This is a genomic window from Paenibacillus sp. AGC31 (assembly GCF_057334655.1).
In genome coordinates this window covers 85,698-102,273 of sequence record NZ_JBHFJH010000031.1, presented here as the reverse complement: position 1 = coordinate 102,273, position 16,576 = coordinate 85,698, and the positions used below count along the sequence as shown (strand labels likewise).

The 16,576-nt window shown below is 46.6% G+C and carries 13 protein-coding genes; 12 read left to right on the top strand and 1 reads right to left on the bottom strand.

The features are described 5' to 3' along the window. The first annotated feature begins 169 nt into the window (after nt 1-169). From ACE04G_RS19010 to ACE04G_RS18990, 5 genes are all read left to right on the top strand, one after another. The gene (locus ACE04G_RS19010; RefSeq protein WP_221820732.1) at nt 170-802 is read left to right on the top strand and encodes a TetR/AcrR family transcriptional regulator; all 633 of its coding nucleotides are present in this window, start codon (nt 170-172) and stop codon (nt 800-802) included. A 114-nt stretch (nt 803-916) separates the two neighbouring features. Further along, on the top strand, nt 917-1,768 hold the full coding sequence (locus tag ACE04G_RS19005; protein WP_221820733.1) for a substrate-binding periplasmic protein: 852 nt from the start codon (nt 917-919) through the stop codon (nt 1,766-1,768). Between the two features lie 32 nt (nt 1,769-1,800). Beyond that, nucleotides 1,801-2,445, top strand: coding sequence for an amino acid ABC transporter permease (locus ACE04G_RS19000; RefSeq protein WP_017692207.1), 645 nt, complete (start codon nt 1,801-1,803; stop codon nt 2,443-2,445). A gap of 16 nt (nt 2,446-2,461) precedes the next feature. Continuing rightward, nucleotides 2,462-3,208, top strand: coding sequence for an amino acid ABC transporter ATP-binding protein (locus ACE04G_RS18995; protein ID WP_221820738.1), 747 nt, complete (start codon nt 2,462-2,464; stop codon nt 3,206-3,208). Between the two features lie 17 nt (nt 3,209-3,225). Further along, nucleotides 3,226-3,648, top strand: coding sequence for an OsmC family protein (locus ACE04G_RS18990; protein WP_017692209.1), 423 nt, complete (start codon nt 3,226-3,228; stop codon nt 3,646-3,648). Nucleotides 3,649-3,742: 94 nt separating this feature from the next. Here the strand turns inward: ACE04G_RS18990 and ACE04G_RS18985 are convergent, their stop codons facing one another. After that, nucleotides 3,743-4,354: a TetR/AcrR family transcriptional regulator gene (locus ACE04G_RS18985; protein ID WP_221820740.1), complete on the bottom strand. Its 612-nt coding sequence runs from the start codon at nt 4,352-4,354 to the stop codon at nt 3,743-3,745. A 142-nt stretch (nt 4,355-4,496) separates the two neighbouring features. Here ACE04G_RS18985 and ACE04G_RS18980 point away from each other — a divergent pair, with 142 nt between their 5' ends. The 7 genes from ACE04G_RS18980 to ACE04G_RS18950 all read left to right on the top strand — a co-directional run bounded on the left by ACE04G_RS18980 (nt 4,497) and on the right by ACE04G_RS18950 (nt 16,410). Beyond that, nucleotides 4,497-5,675, top strand: a complete 1,179-nt coding sequence (locus ACE04G_RS18980) for an MFS transporter (RefSeq protein WP_221820742.1) — start codon at nt 4,497-4,499, stop codon at nt 5,673-5,675. 219 nt (nt 5,676-5,894) lie between these two features. Further along, nucleotides 5,895-7,685 (top strand): sensor histidine kinase, encoded by a 1,791-nt coding sequence (locus ACE04G_RS18975; RefSeq protein WP_100529851.1) that lies wholly within the window; start codon nt 5,895-5,897, stop codon nt 7,683-7,685. Then, nucleotides 7,678-9,270 carry a response regulator transcription factor gene (locus ACE04G_RS18970; RefSeq protein ID WP_221820744.1) on the top strand — a complete coding sequence of 531 codons (1,593 nt, stop codon included), beginning with the start codon at nt 7,678-7,680 and terminating at the stop codon, nt 9,268-9,270. The genes ACE04G_RS18975 and ACE04G_RS18970 overlap by 8 nt, the downstream gene beginning before the upstream one ends. A gap of 175 nt (nt 9,271-9,445) precedes the next feature. Further along, a complete protein-coding gene (locus ACE04G_RS18965) occupies nt 9,446-12,355 on the top strand; it encodes a glycoside hydrolase family 2 protein (RefSeq protein ID WP_405130839.1) in 2,910 nt (969 codons plus the stop codon). Between the two features lie 278 nt (nt 12,356-12,633). Beyond that, nucleotides 12,634-13,617 (top strand): ABC transporter permease, encoded by a 984-nt coding sequence (locus ACE04G_RS18960; RefSeq protein WP_036606891.1) that lies wholly within the window; start codon nt 12,634-12,636, stop codon nt 13,615-13,617. A gap of 15 nt (nt 13,618-13,632) precedes the next feature. Beyond that, nucleotides 13,633-14,535, top strand: a complete 903-nt coding sequence (locus ACE04G_RS18955; RefSeq protein ID WP_036606894.1) for a carbohydrate ABC transporter permease — start codon at nt 13,633-13,635, stop codon at nt 14,533-14,535. A gap of 186 nt (nt 14,536-14,721) precedes the next feature. Further along, nucleotides 14,722-16,410 carry an ABC transporter substrate-binding protein gene (locus ACE04G_RS18950; protein ID WP_221820749.1) on the top strand — a complete coding sequence of 563 codons (1,689 nt, stop codon included), beginning with the start codon at nt 14,722-14,724 and terminating at the stop codon, nt 16,408-16,410. The last annotated feature ends 166 nt before the right edge of the window (nt 16,411-16,576 follow it).

Here is a 16,576-nt window from a genome sequence, read left to right as displayed (position 1 = left end):
TTGACCATGCCTGTTCATTTGAACAAGGCTATCACCTATTATGATCACAAATGCACTCAACTTCAACTTATACTTGTAACCATTTGTTTAAAACTATATTGACAAAAACCTAGTTATCCCATAGGATATAAATTAACTGACTGACTGATCAATCGGGAGGGTTACATGAATGACCAAAATCAACGGTTTGGAACCCGGTGAAGAACGGCGGGACCAAATAATACGCATAGCGATGGAGCGTTTTGCAACTCAAGGCTACCATCAGACGAAAATTTCCGATATCGTCCGCGAGGCTGGTGTGGCGCAAGGGACGTTCTACTGGCACTTCAAGAGTAAAGAAGCCATTGCTTCGGAGATTGTCTTAACGGGCAAGGAGGAGTTGCTTGAGGCGATCGGACAAGGGTACCGCAAGGATGCAGGATCGGTAGAAGATATGGTGAAAGCATCGGAAAGGCTGTTCACTGACTTGTTTTTGTTTGCCGCGCAGAATCGCTATTTTATGGAACTGTTGCTCAAAGGCATCGTGACGGAAGAATCCGTACAACGCCTGGTCGAGGAGACACGTAATGCTGTGGAAACTGCGTTTCGTCACAATATGGAACGTGCCATCGAGCTCGGCATGTTGCCTAAGGGCATGGATGTACCGCTTCGAGCAGCGCTATTGGTAAGCATGATTGAAGGCATGATAACACGCTGGTTGTTCGGTTCCGATGAGTTGCACAGCAAGTTCTCAGCCATGACAGCTTCATCGCTGGCAGCTGAGGCAGCAAGCTTTGAGTTTTACGGACTATTAGGCTCGTAAGATTCACATGATTAAACAAATAGCAGGGAATAATGGGTACAACTGCGGTTTAGTCACAATAAAGTAACCCAATGTACATCCAGATTAATACACGACTGAGAGGAAGTTAACGTAATGAACAAAACATATGGATCGAAAACTCGTAAAGGCTGGTCTTTGACAGCAATTCTGCTGATGACCGTGCTGGTACTTAGTGCTTGTGGAAGTAAGGCAACAGACAATGGAAGCACAAATGGTGCACAGGCAAGTAATGAATTGGAGCAGATCAAGTCGGCTGGCGTTATCAAAGTGGGCATGATGGGCACATACGCACCGTACAACTTCCTGAACGATAAGAAAGAAATGGACGGCTACGATGCTGATATTGCACGTGAAGTTGCGAAGCGTCTTGGGGTTGAAGTTGAATTTGTATCTCAGGAGTTCTCCGGTCTGACACCAAGTCTGCAAGCGAAGAAGCTTGATGCCATTATCAGCCAGATGACGATTACCGATGATCGTAAGAAAGTACTGGATTTCAGTGATCCGTATATTACGAACCAAGTTAAAATTATTGTAAAAGAAGATAATAACGATATTACCAAGCTGGAAGACTTCAAAGGAAAAACGATTGGCGTAGGTTTGGGTACAAATGATGAATCATATCTGCGCAATGAAGTATTGCCAAAAGTGGGAGACTTCACGATTAAAACCTATGACGATGTCATCTCTTCACTCAAAGATCTGAATGCTGGTCGGATTGACGCAACAATTAACAATATGTATGCACTGAAACCGATTGTGGATGCCAACGGATTGAATATTAAAGCTGTAGGTGAACCGATTAAGAGTGACCAGGCAGGTATTGCTGTTCGTAAAGACAATCCGGAACTCGTAGCAGCACTGAATGATGCTCTCAAAGGCATGAAAGATGATGGCACGTACAATACCATTTTCAAAAAATGGTTTGGTGAAGAGCCTGCGCAATAACGAACCTGCAAGGCGAAGGGAAGATTTGACCCATGGAACTGGTATTTGAGAATATCCCCTTTTTTCTGAAGGGGGCTTACTATACGCTGTATGTAACTGTGATCTCCATGTTTTTTGCGTTCATCATTGGAGTGCTCGTTGCCATTGCTCGTCTGAAGGGACCGATGTGGCTTAGGTTGATCGCAAGGTTTTATGTATCCATCATGCGGGGAACCCCGCTGCTGGTGCAATTATTCGTCATTTATTACGGATTGGTCGATTATGGAGTGACCTTGGGATCCCTCACGGCTGCATGTCTGGGACTCAGTCTGAATGCAGGAGCGTTTCTGTCGGAGACGTTCCGTGGAGCCATTCAGGCTGTACCAAAAGGACAGACCGAAGCTGCATATGCAACGGGAATGACCCCGGCTCAAGCGATGAGACGGATTATCTTCCCGCAGGCTGTGCGCATTGCGATCCCGCCGATGGGAAACACGTTTATTGGCATGTTGAAGGAAACATCACTTGTGGCGGCGATCGGTGTTACCGAGTTATTGCGGTCAGCACAACTGCTGGTATCACAATATGCATTGAACATGCCGTTTTATCTGGCGATCGGAGTGATCTACTGGATTATGAGTATCGGCTTCTCGGCCATTCTGGAACAAGTGGAGCGCCGGCTGGCCCGGGCTTACTGATGGGAGGAGAGAAGCGATGATTACAACAACCGGACTTACCAAACGTTTTCAGCAAAATGAAGTACTTACGAACATCGACCTTCATGTCGATGCCAAAGATATTGTTGTATTGCTTGGCCCAAGTGGTTCAGGCAAAAGTACCTTGCTGCGCTGTCTGAATGGCCTCGAAGAGCTGTCCGGAGGACAGATCGAAGTCAACGGCATTGTGGTCAACAGCGCAGATCCGCTGCGAGTCCAGCGTGCCCGGGTACTGGAGATTCGTCGCCAGACCGGCATGGTATTCCAGCAATTCAATCTGTATCCGCACAAGTCAGTGCTGGGTAATGTGATGGAAGGTCTCGTTACGGTGAAAAAAATCAAACGGGACGAAGCGGCTGAACGCGGCCGAATTCTTCTGGATCGGGTCGGCTTGTCGGACAAGCAGGATGCGTATCCATCCCGATTGTCCGGTGGACAACAGCAGCGGGTTGCCATTGCACGTGCACTCGCGATGGAGCCGGAAGTAATGCTGTTTGATGAGCCCACTTCAGCCCTTGACCCTGAATTGGTCGGAGAGGTACTTTCCGTCATGAAGGAGTTGGCAGAGGAGGGTATGACGATGCTGGTTGTGACGCATGAATTGAAGTTTGCCCGTAATGTGGCGAACAAAATCGTCTTTATGGCGGATGGATCGATTGTGGAAGAAGCAAGTCCACAGGCGTTCTTTGAACAGCCGAAGCAAGAACGCACTCGTCGTTTCTTGCAACAAATTACTGAATTCTAAGAAAGAAGGATAACATCATGAATGTAACAACCGTATGGAAAGGCAAACGTGCGTTTACTTCCGAAGGACCCTCTGGCTACGCCGTTGGCATGGATGCCACTGCTGCTTATGGTGGTGACAGCAAGGGAGCTACCCCAATGGAATTGTTACTGGCGGGTCTCGGCGGCTGTATGGGAATCGATATTACGATGATTCTGGATGCTTTCCTGGACAAAATTGAGTCGATTGAGATTGAAGCGCAAGGCACACGCAGTGAAGAGATGCCCAAAGGCTTCACATCCATTGATCTGATCTTCAAAGTCGATGGGGATATCCCGGATTATCGTATCTGGAAAGCCATCCAGATGGCTGAGGAAAAATATTGTGCAGTTTCCGCTTCGCTGAACGCTGATATTCATCCTAAACTGATCCTCAATGGGGTAAGTACACCTCGTCCTTAATAGCACACGAACAGATTCTATACTAAGCAGGCACTTCCAATCGTGGGAGTGCCTTTTTTGGCTTTTCTAACCTATCAACAGTTCGTAAGTAAAGTCAGGCTGGATGTTGAATAAGGTTCCAGATACCCATGAATTTCGTGATAGCCTGATCGATCGTTGCATGAGGAACACCGTCACGGGCTTGGGTAGAGATGCCTTGCATAAAGGTATCAAATACGGTGGTCAGCATGTGTACATTCGTGGAAGCAGGAATTTCACCCACATCCACAGCACGCTGGATGCAATCCTGCAGGCGTTTGCGAGTCAGCTTTCTTTTCTCAGCGGCAATGTCGCGGATATGATTGTTTTTGGAAGAACATGTGCTGGCTGACAGCACAATTAAACAGCCAGATGGATGTGTGCTGTCTGTTTGCATTTTTGCGGTACTTCTTAATGTGGTTTCGATCGCTTCTCTTGGTGACAGTGTGAGATCCGAGAAGCTTTCCGTCACACGTCCAAACGTATCCATATATCGTTCTACTGCTTCTTTATACAGCGATTCTTTGGATTCAAAGGCTGCATAGAAGCTGGCTGCTGAAATATCCCCCATGGCTGCTCGAAGCTGAAGTAATGAAGTGGCCTCGAAACCTTGCTCCCAAAAGAGCATCATCGCTTGTAATAGGGCTTCATCCCGATCGAAAATGCGCGGACGTCCCGTTCTTGCCATAAGAGTTCTCCCCCTTTTTTCTTAATTATATACTAATCGATCCAAAAGTCATTGACAAGGTGAGACGGTCTGAATAATATAAGGAATGATCGATCCATAATTCGATTACTTGTTCTACATAAACTAAAAAGGAGCTGCACAGATGTCGAATATATCTTCTCATCGTTTTCCGTGGTTGGGGTTGCTTGCCCTGGCTATGGCGGGTTTCATAGCCATCATGACCGAAACACTTCCTGCGGGGTTGCTGCCGCAAATTAAAGAAGGGCTGCAGATCTCTGAGGCAGGGGCGGGGCAGCTTGTCACCTTTTATGCGGTTGGGTCACTGGTTGCGGCCATACCTGTGGCGCTGCTAACCAGGGGCTGGCGGCGGCGTCCGCTTTTACTTCTGTCCATTATCGGTTTTCTTGTCTTCAACACCATTACTGCCCTCTCGCAAAACTATGTACTGACACTATTCGCTCGTTTCTTGGCCGGTGTTGCAGCTGGTGTCTCCTGGGGCCTAATTGGTGGTTATGCATTACGCATGGTACCTGAGCATCTCAAGGGAAGGGGCATGGCTGTGGCTATGATTGGAACGCCGCTTGCCTTATCATTTGGTGTTCCGGTAGGTACGCTGCTTGGTTCATTTATGGGCTGGCGCTCGGTGTTCTGGCTGATGTCGTTGCTGGCGTTTGTACTGATTTTCTGGGTGCTCTGGAAAGTACCCGATTATCCGGGGCAGTCAGCTGATAAACGTATCTCAGTCAGGCAAGTGTTGTTCGCCCCCGGTGTCATTCCCATTTTGACTGTCGTTTTGGCCTGGATGTTGGCTCATAATATTTTATACACGTATATAGCTCCTTTTCTCGCCGATGTCGGTATGGAATCCAAGGTTGGACTCATTTTACTTGTATTTGGTCTGATGGCATTGGTAGGCATCTGGATTACAGGTATTTTCATTGATCGGTGGTTACGTATGCTGGTTCTCATGAGCCTTGCGGGATTTGCTTTGATTTCCCTCGTATTAGGTCTTTGGAGTGAGCACGTTGTAATCGTCTTTGGTTCTGTTGCGCTGTGGGGTCTGACATTTGGCGGTGCGGCTACCCTGTTACAGACTGCACTTGCACAAGCTACAGGCGAACAGGGTGTGGAGCTCGTCATGCCGATTAATACAACCGTTTGGAATCTGGCTATTGCCCTTGGGGGAATGGCGGGAGGTGTTCTTCTGAATCAATGGGGAGCTTCGTCATTTAACTGGGCCATCTTGGCTTTAACATTGGTGGCTTTGATTGTGGCATGGCGTGCCAAAGGATATGGATTCCGCCCATCTAGGAGTCACTAAACTTCTTTCAGTAGAAAATAATTCCGTAAGCCTGGTCGCCATGTTAATGGCGGCCTCTTCTACTAGAGGTAGGCTGGCTTGTAGGCCTGGCAATATATTACCCATTGCAATGACAATCCGAATTCTGGCGGTTATGTGGTATGATTAATTCTGAGGACAGGGCATCCTGATCCTGCTGTTTATATGTAAGCGCTTATACAGATGACGGAAGGTGCAGACATGTTGAAAAGGCTGATACGAACCACCAATAATCTCAAATTAAAGCATAAATTGCTCATTTCCTATGTACTGGTTGTCATGATTCCGGTCCTGATTGTTGGTCTTGCTGTGACCAGTTATTTTCGCCAGCAAGCCCTGGACAATGCGATAGGACAGACGATCATCAATGTGGACAAGATCAAGAGCCAGACAGCAACCATGCTGCGTGTACCAACCGATATATCCAATCTTTTAATGTTTAATGCGGATCTCAAGGAGATCGTGAATAAGCGGTACAAGAGCGTTGTGGAGTTAACCTCAGCGTATCTTGCATACAAAGACTTTCAGGAATACAGGCGTTTGTACCGTGAGATAGCCGGCATTCGCTTTTACTCAACTAACCCAACATTGATCAACAACCTCGAATTCATTCCGGTAGACAAGCAGACGGAAGAGAGCTACTGGTACCAACAGGCATTGAAAACAACCAGCATCGGGTGGTTCTACATCCCAGACAAGGAAGATAATCCTGTACACAAGCTCAGCCTAGTGCGCAAAGTACCTTTTGCCGAGTATCGGACAGAGGGCGTGTTGATGATTGTGATCAATCAGGATGAGCTGAACGGATTGCTGCGTCAGGAACAGTTCGAGACGATGATTACGGACGAGCAGGGGTATGTGGTTGCAGCCAAGAATACCGAGCTGGTGGGTAAAACGCTGGATGAGCTTGATTTTGGCGTTGATCTGCAGAATCAGGCGAAAGGCACCATAGAGGGTGATTTCCGGGGGGAACCATCTAATATTGTTATTGATGAGCTGGGCCCTGGATCGAGCATGAATAGCCTGAAGGTGATTTCGGTTTTTGCCACCAAAAATATCGTCAAAGACGCCAACACCGTCAGCTTGATTGGCATGATTTTTATTATACTGGTGCTGGTGATCGCCCTACTATTCGTATATATCATCTCGTTCCTCACTTCGAACCGATTGCTCCGGCTGAGTAAACACCTCAACAAGCTTGCATTAGGAGACCTGAACGTGACTTCACGGATTGATGGAAATGATGAGATTGGGCAACTATCAAGACAGTTCAACTATATGGTGAAAAGTATCAATGAACTCATGACGCAGGTGGTAGAAGCGACCGAACAGAACAATCAATTGGAAATCGCACAAAAAGAGATTAAACTGAAAATGATGGCGAGCCAGATCAATCCCCATTTCTTGTTTAATGCATTGGAGTCCATTCGCATGAAAGCCCATATCAAAGGGGAAGCAGAGATTGCCAACATCGTCAGGCTGTTGGGCAAGCTAATGCGCAAGAGTCTGGAGATTGGCAGTGGAAAAACAACCTTCCGGGCTGAACTAGAAATGGTACGTTCCTATTTGGAAATTCAGAAATTCCGGTACGGCGATCGCCTCGCATTCCAGATTCATATCGATCCCGAGGTGGAGAAGATGTACATTCCGCCTTTGATTATTCAACCTTTGGTTGAGAATGCGATTGTCCATGGTCTGGAGAACAAAGAGGGGACAGTCCGTGTTCATATAAGTATTCGTTTAGTTGAGAACATTGTACAGATCCGTGTGGATGACAATGGTGCAGGCATAACGCCAGAACGACTGGCTGAGGTGATGCAGTTTATCTGTGGACCGGAGGAACAGGAGAAGAGTCGGATCGGCATGCGTAATGTACATCAACGCTTAACATTGACGTACGGCGAGCCGTATGGATTACAGATTAAGAGTGTATATGGGGAAGGAACAGAGGTTTCTTTCACTTTGCCAGCAGGAGGGGACCAACATGTATAAAGTATTTTTGGTGGATGACGAACCGAGCATACGTGAGGGACTGACAACCATTATCGAGTGGGAAAAATACGGATTCCAGGTCATCGCTACAGCTGCCAGCGGGCGTGAGGCCATCTCCCGGTTTGAGGAATTGGAGCCTGATCTGACGATTATTGACATTCGTATGCCCGGTATGACCGGGCTGGATGTGATTGAAGAAGTCCGCCGGAATCATCCGGATTCGCACTTTTTGATATTAAGTGGTTACGCGGATTTTGATTATGCCAAAAAAGCCATCAGTTTTGGTGTGGATGGTTATCTGCTCAAACCGGTGGATGAAGAAGAGATTATTGGTGAACTGGAGCGTATTGCTACAATCCTGACCCGTGAACGGGAGACAATTGCACGTCATGCTGGTGAAGATACCGTCTATCGGGAGCATCAGATCGAGGCTTTGCTCTTTGACAGTCTGGAGGGTGCGGGTAGCATGGAAGAAGATAGCCTGGGACTGCACTGGCCTCACTATCAGATTGTGCTGCTGGAGCTGCATGTAGCCCCCGACCTGCAACGGGGAAGTGTTATGAAACGCAAACTGATTGAAGCATTTGACCATAAAGACCGAGGCATTGTATTCTCGTTCCATTCAGGTCTGGGGTTGTTAAGTAAGGAAACAATCACATCCGAGTCATCTGCAAGAAATCTGTACAATGAGCTGGAAGGACTGCTGGGAGAATGGGAGGTTCACATGTACGGTGCTGCGGGAGAACCTGTACATTCCACTTCTGAAATTGCGCGGTCATACACACAGGCGAATCGTTTACTCGGGGAACGCTTCTTGTTCACGGAGCAACGCATCATTCTGTGGAATGAAGGCAGTGAAAGCGTTGTTAAGCCAGAAATTGAAGCTGTGGACGGAGCACATGAGCCAGTTGAGGACGAACTTGCGGACAAGCTGTATTATGCGTTAGACATCCGAAGTAGTGAGTCCGTTATGCGAGTACTGGGTGAGATGGAAGAGCGCCTGGTTCCATATCACCGAACAGAGCAAGCGATCAAGACGGCGTTCTCACAGGTATTTTCCCTGGCGTTCAACAAGCTTGCAGCGACGAATCAACATATGCACTCCATTATGCAGGAACATTCGGTTCTGATTAATGAAGTCTATCATCAATTTACGATGTCTGACCTCAAAGTCATGGCAGCGGAACATTTGAATCGACTTATTCAACGTATGGGTGGAGGAAGTAAGGATACTGTATTAAAACAGATGATTGAATTTATCCAGCGTAACCCTGGCGAAAATCTCAAGCTGGAGGTACTTGCTGAAGTATTCAACTATAACAGTAGTTATCTTGGCAAGTTGTTCAAGAACCATACAGGAGAGTACTTTAATGTATTTCTGGACAAGGTCCGTATGGAAAAGGCCAAGGAATTGCTGGATGAAGGACTCAAGGTCCATCAGGTTGCGGCCAGAGTGGGATATGCGAACGTGGACTATTTCCACGGTAAGTTCAAGAAGTATGTAGGTGAATCACCTTCCGCGTACAAACAGGCCAGAAACCAATCATCAATTAAAGGAACGGCTACGGATATAAACGAGGAATAAGTATGGAGTGCGGGGCCTTGCCCTTGCCTATTGTGTAAAACGTTTTCGGTATTGCTGAGAAATTCCCAGATTCATCATATTGTCCATGCACTTCCCATGATAAGCAATGGTCACGGAATGTTTCACATTTTAGACTGGATTTACAAGAATCCAGTTGAAGGGATGGCTATACGATATGAATGTATCTGATATAGGCGCTGTACGTCAACCATTGAACTTAAATGGAACATGGCAGTTTTGTTTGGATCTGGAGTCCGATAAACTCGTTGAACAAGAGATATTACCGCCATCACAGTGTGAAAACACATCATGGGAGACCATTCAGATTCCCGGTTCATGGGAAGAGCAAGGATACGGAGATGAGCCTGAATACGAAAGGCTCGATACCTGGACAAAGGTACGCGAGTATGAAGGCTCAGCCTGGTATGCTCAGGATGTCCATGTTCCATCAGAGGATCCCGGATGCCACTATGTATTCAGATTGGAAGGTGTCCGATGGACAACGCATCTCTGGATCAATGGACAGTATGCCGGGCAGCAGGATAGTCTGGTGAATCAACAGAAGTGGGATGTCACTTCTCTGGTGAAGCAGGGAGAAGTGAATCGTGTGGAGATCCGCGTGGATAATACGATGAAACTTCCGCTGGCGGGTAGCCATATTCATTCATTGCATACGGCCACAGCCTGGGGGGGAATCACAGGTGGTGTTTATCTGGACAGTATGCCTCCCTGCCGATTACAGACGTTACGTATTCAACCAGATGCTGAGAACGGAACCATTCTGGTTGATTGTACTGTAAGCGCTCCCGCAAATGAATCGGCTAGATCAATGCAATTACATGTGGATATCCAGCATCCGGACGGCACATGGCTTAATCGATATAGTTGTAATGTGAATCTGAGTGATCCATCACATGTGGATATAAGCTCAGCAGGTTTAACTGAAATCAACGCTGTAATAGAACAGTGGCAATTGGAACTTGGAACAGAAAAGTCTATCGCAAAATGGTCGGATGAATCCCCTGAATTATACAAGGCAGTGATCCGTCTCCATGAAGGTGAACAGGAACTGGATCGACTGGAGCAATCATTTGGTGTACGCTCCTTTGCAACAAACGGGAAGCAGCTTGAATTGAATGGGACACCAGTATATCTGCGTGGGTACGTCGATTGCTGTATCTTCCCACTGACGGGTTATCCCGTCTGGGACAAGGAGCATTATCTTCAGCAGTTTCGAATCGCCAGATCGTATGGTTTCAATCATGTCCGACTGCATGGGTGGAGCGCGCCGGAGCCTTTCTGGGAGGCGGCTGATGAAGTCGGCATGCTGGTACAGGCAGAACTTCCCCATTGGTCTCGTTTCTTTGAGCAATCGGATCAGTCTGCGCCAGCTGAAGTATTGTCCTATCTGACACAAGAACTGGACGGGTTGCTTCAGTCGCTGCATAGACATCCTTCATTCGTCATGTTCTCCATGGGGAATGAACTCATTGGCCCGAATGGTCACCCTGAACTCAATGCATGGGTATCGAGGGCAAGGGATATCGACCCAACTCGGTTATATACGGACAATACAGGTTTTGGACAACTTCCGGCGCAAGGGCGGGAAGGTGATTATTATATCCAGTCGTTGAACTGGCATCCCCCCCTGGAATCCGCATACTCAGCTGTGCCGGATACCACGCTGGACTATCATGCAGTCACCCGGCTTGCGGAGCATCCCGTCATTGGGCACGAACATGCACAGTACACCATGTATGTGCGGCCCCAAGAGCGAGCCAAGTATACTGGCGTATTGCGTCCTAGCTGGTTACGACCGATCGAAGAATCGTTAACTAACAAAGGAATGATGGAGGACCTCGAGCATTTTCAACAGGTCAGTGGTACCCATCTGGTACGTTCCTTAAAAGAAGCCATGGAGCGAATTCGGCGAACACCGGACGCTGCGGGGGTACAGCTTCTGGACATTCGCGATTTTCCAGGGCAGGGACATGCTACGACGGGCATTCTTGATGTATTTTGGGATGACAAAGGCATTACAACACCAGAAGAATTCATGTGTTTCAACGCAGATATGGTGCTGTTATTAAGTTGCAAGGAGCGTACATTTTACGCCGGAGAATCCATTCATGTCGATGTACGCATCTCTCACTACGGTAAGGAGCCGCTTGAGGACGCGCTCATTCAGTGGAGGTTAATAAGCGATGATGTGATACTCACTGAAGGAGAATGGAAGACCGGAGATATCCAATGTGGGTCCGTCATGTCACTGGGAAGCATCGTCGCTACAGCACCTCGGGAAGCAGCAGCGGCTTTTCGGATTGAGGCGGAGTTGATATCAGGCGATTTGGAAAGAACTGTAGCGAATGTATGGCATGGCTGGTCGTTTCCTTTTTATCAGTCTCATCCGGGTTCGAATCGGTTCTGGAATACCGTGGCAGAGCTGCAGCCACTTCTCGGGGAAGCACAACATGATGGCGTAGATCGCATCGATGGATTTCAGTTGTTGAAAAATCGGGAGATTGACTTGGTGATCGTTCAGTCGTTAACACCCAATGTCGTTGATTATGTGGTCAACGGGGGGAGTGTTTGGCTACAGTCAACCGCAGAAGGGTTATATGATTCAGTGAAGACCAAGTATCTGCCTGTATTCTGGAATTACCTGATGTTTGCTACACAGCCTGGTGCAACGATGGGCTTGTATTTGAGAGAACAGCTAGCACTACTAGGTTCCTTCCCGCATGATGGGGCTTCGGACTGGCATTGGTATCACTTGGTGAACGGTACACCAGCGATAGGTTTGGATACGTTGCCCGGGGTGGAGCCGCTGATCGAAGTGGTGGACCATTTCCATCGGGCCAAACGACTCGCTTATGCCTTTGAGGCAAAAGTAGGGAAGGGTAAGATTTTGATATCCTCACTTCCGTTTGCCAACCTGGCTTTAATGAAGCGTCCAGAAGTCGCCTTTTTATTTCAGGAGATACTTGCGTATCTGCATGGAGATCAATTCCGTCCAGCAACCTCCATATCCGTAGCGCAATTACTCGGCATCGTTAAACTGCAAACGATTCAATTCACATTGTAATTATAGGGACCCGAAAGGGTCCTTTTTGTATGCAATCAGTTTGAAGTAAACGATTTCTATAAAACGTTTTCGAAATTTACCAATTTAGATAATATATTACCTTAATATAACTTTTGTTTCATTTAAAAGTAGAATTTATCACTGATTTTAACGAATTTATGTCTGATTATATATGTCTATATCTAATTTTTATATGATTTTCTCTAAAATCCAGATGGTATTTTGAAAACGCTCTATCGGGTATGATTATTTTATAAAACAGAGGAGGGGGAACGGAGATGGAAACGCTAACAAAAAAATCCGCTTCCGCGAACAGAAGCAGTGACCCCAAACCGCCTTTAAAGAATCGGCGGAACGGAATTTGGGACAGAATGAAACAGCAGAAATATCTCTATCTCATGTCATTGCCATTCGTAGCTTGGGTTTTCGTATTTAACTATCTGCCACTATGGGGATGGACGATGGCTTTCCAAAATTATAAACCTGCCAGATCGTTTGGTGATCAAGAGTGGGTTGGTTTTAAACACTTTGTAGAGCTGTTCAGTGATGATCGTTTCTATCTGGTACTTCGAAATACGCTTGCAATGAGTTTGATGGGACTGGTTGTCGGTTTTATCGTGCCGATATTCTTCGCTATTCTCCTGAATGAAATGAGAGGCATGTTCTTCAAACGTGCCGTGCAAACGGTATCATATCTGCCTCACTTTGTATCCTGGGTCGTTGTGGCAGGTATTATCACCAAGATGCTCTCCACCGATGGCGGGATTATCAATGATCTATTGGTAGGACTGAACATTATCGATCAGCCGATCCAATTCATGGCCAAGGGGAACTTGTTCTGGTACATTGTAACCGCTTCAGATATGTGGAAGGAAACCGGTTGGAATGCCATCATCTATCTGGCGGCGATTACAGGTATCGACAATGAGCTGTATGAAGCTTCCCGTGTAGATGGAGCCAACCGCTGGAGACAGATGTGGCACATCACGCTGCCTGGCATACGGACCACGATTTCCGTACTTTTCATCATGTCAATTGGACATCTTATCAGTATCGGTTTCGAGAAGCAGTTCTTGCTTGGCAACAGTCTGGTCACAGACTACTCGGAAGTACTTGATCTATACGCGCTCAATTATGGTTTGAATATGGGACGATTCTCATATGGTACAGCCATAGGTATATTCAACTCCGTTGTCAGTATCATCCTTCTGTTTACTGCGAACGGCTTGTTCAAAAAATTCACTAAAGAAAGCATCATGTAGGGAGGGGACGACATTATGGCGAACAAAGCATTCAATGCTACTCGGGGCGATAAACTGTTCGATATATTCAACATCCTCGCGATGACCATGGTGCTGGTTGTAACACTTTATCCATTCCTTAACGTACTAGCCATCTCACTCAATAACTCGACAGATACAGTACGTGGCGGAATTTACTTGTGGCCTCGCGAATTCACATTACAGAACTACAAAACGATTTTCCAATATGATGGATTGTTACAAGGTTTGCAGATCTCCATTCTGCGTACACTTGTAGGTACTGTGCTCGGATTGATCAGTTCATCCATGATCGCCTTTACACTGAGCAGACCTGATTTTGGACTTAGAAAATTTGTTTCCACAACGCTCGCGCTCACGATGTATTTCTCCGGTGGTCTGATTCCGGTGTACATTCTGATGCGTGACTTGAACCTGATCGGTACATTTTGGGTATATGTATTGCCTGGCATGATCAGTGCATTTAACGTCTTCATCATCCGTTCCTTCATTGATGGCCTGCCATACTCATTGCAGGAATCCGCGAAGCTGGACGGAGCGAATGACTTTACAATCTATTACAGAATCATCTTGCCACTGTGTAAACCAGTGCTTGCTACCATCGCATTGTTCCTGGCTGTAGGTCAGTGGAATGCGTGGTTCGATACGTACCTGTATAATGGTTCAAAGGCACATCTGACCACGCTCCAATATGAGCTGATGAAAGTATTGCAAAGTACGCAGCAAGGCTCAGGTGCTGGACGAAATGCCAATGATATGGCACAGCAAATGACACAGATTTCACCGGAATCGATCAAAATGGCGATTACGATCGTTGTAACGGTTCCAATCCTCATTGTATATCCATTCCTTCAGAAGTACTTTGTTGGCGGTATGACACTGGGCGCAGTAAAAGGTTAAACAATTGGGTACAGGCTGCCACATAGAGCGGCCGTACATCTACAAATGAAGCATCAGGATACCCGAAGCGCAGCCATTTGGTCTGCGCTTCACCGTATAGGGCTGCGGTGTGGTATTCATGAAGCTATAGACAGGGACAAAAAAGTCCCGGACAAACAGACATATGAAACAGGGAGGATTACCATTATGGCAAGTTCCAAAATGAAGATTGCACTGGCACCAGTGCTTGCAATGTCTTTACTCGCAGGTTGCGGTGGAGGAAGCGGCAGTGATACGTCGTTCAAGGATACAAGCGCAGAGACAACTCCACTTACTTTTGATTTCTTCAGCGTTGACCCCAGTCCGAACTGGAATGGCATGAAGGATGAGGTAGGTAAAGTCCTTACGGAAAAAACAGGGATAACCCTTAACGGTGAATTTGCCGTTAGTGGTGGTCAAGATAAAATATCCTTAATGGCGGCGAGCGGAGACTATCCGGATATTGTCTCCCCCAAAGGAGAACTCAGCAAACTGGTGGATGCCGGAGCAATGCTCGATCTGACAGATCTGATCGACCAATATGCTCCCAATCTGAAGAAGCTGTATGGTAATTACATGGACCGGTTGAAATACAGTAATGAGGATCAGGCTATTTATGTGCTGCCGACGTATTATGCGGTAGACCAGAAGTACTTTGATGCAGGTGGTGGATTTGGTATTCAGCATCGTGTACTGAAAGAACTCGGATACCCGGAAGTGCGTACACTTGAGGATTACGAGAATGTATTGAAGGCGTACAAAGAGAAACACCCAACAATTGATGGTCAGCCAACAATCCCGTTAACATTGGACGCGGATGATTGGAGAATCATGATTACCGTAACGAACCCTGCCTTCCAGGCAACAGGTGCTCCGGATGACGGTGAATACTATATCGATCCAGAGACGTATGAAGCAAGTCTGCATTACAAACGTCCAGAGGAAAAAGAGTACTTCCGCTGGTTGAACCATATGTATAACACTGGATTGCTGGATCAGGACAGCTTCATCCAAAAAACAGACCAATACAAATCCAAAATTGCAAGTGGACGTGTTCTGGGTGTCATTGACCAGGATTGGGGTTATTCCGATGCAGAAAATGCACTGAAATCTGCGGGCAAGGATGAAGCAACGTATTCACACTTCCCGGTAACCCTGTCCGAGGATATCAAGGATCATGCCTACCAAGACCCAGGTTTTGTATCCGGTTGGGGTGTAGGGATTACCACATCGAATCCTGACCCGGTTCGTACGATCAAATTCTTCGATTACCTGGCTTCTGAAGAAGGGCAAGTGCTGATGAACTGGGGAATTGAGGGCAAACAGTACGAAGTGAAGGACGGCAAACGTGTCATTCCTGCCGACATTCTGGATCAGAAAACCAATAATGCAGCCGTATTCCAGAAAGAAACGGGTATTGGACTGTACACCAATATGTCTGGTCACTATGGAGACGGTGTGAAGGATTCAACGGATAACTACTACACTACGAATTTCCCTGAACAGATCGTGGCAGCATATTCCGATGCAGAGAAAGAAACACTCAAAGCTTACGGTGCTACAACGTGGAAAGATCTGTTCCCGAGTGAAGACGAGTTCCCAATCAAACCATGGGGAGCAGCATACAATCTGCCAACACCAGGTGACTCCAACTACAACGTCATCTTCAAGAAAACCCAGGATATCATTCGGAAACGTATCCCGGAAGCCATTCTGAGTACTCCTGAGCAGTTCGATGCGATCTATGACGGCATGATTGCAGAAGTGAACCAAGCAGGAGCAGAGGACATGGAGAAACAATACACAGAACTCGTTCAAAACCGTGTTCAATTGTGGAGCGGTGAAGAGACTAAATAAGCTATCGATTGAATGGATTCAAACCGAGAAAGAACCCGGATAAACGGGTTCTTTTTTATACCTAAAACGTTTTCTAAAAAACGTTTTCAATTTTATAAATTCACTATTGACAAGGGATATAGGAGCGATTATTATTCAATTATGAAAGCACTTACATTTGCTTGTA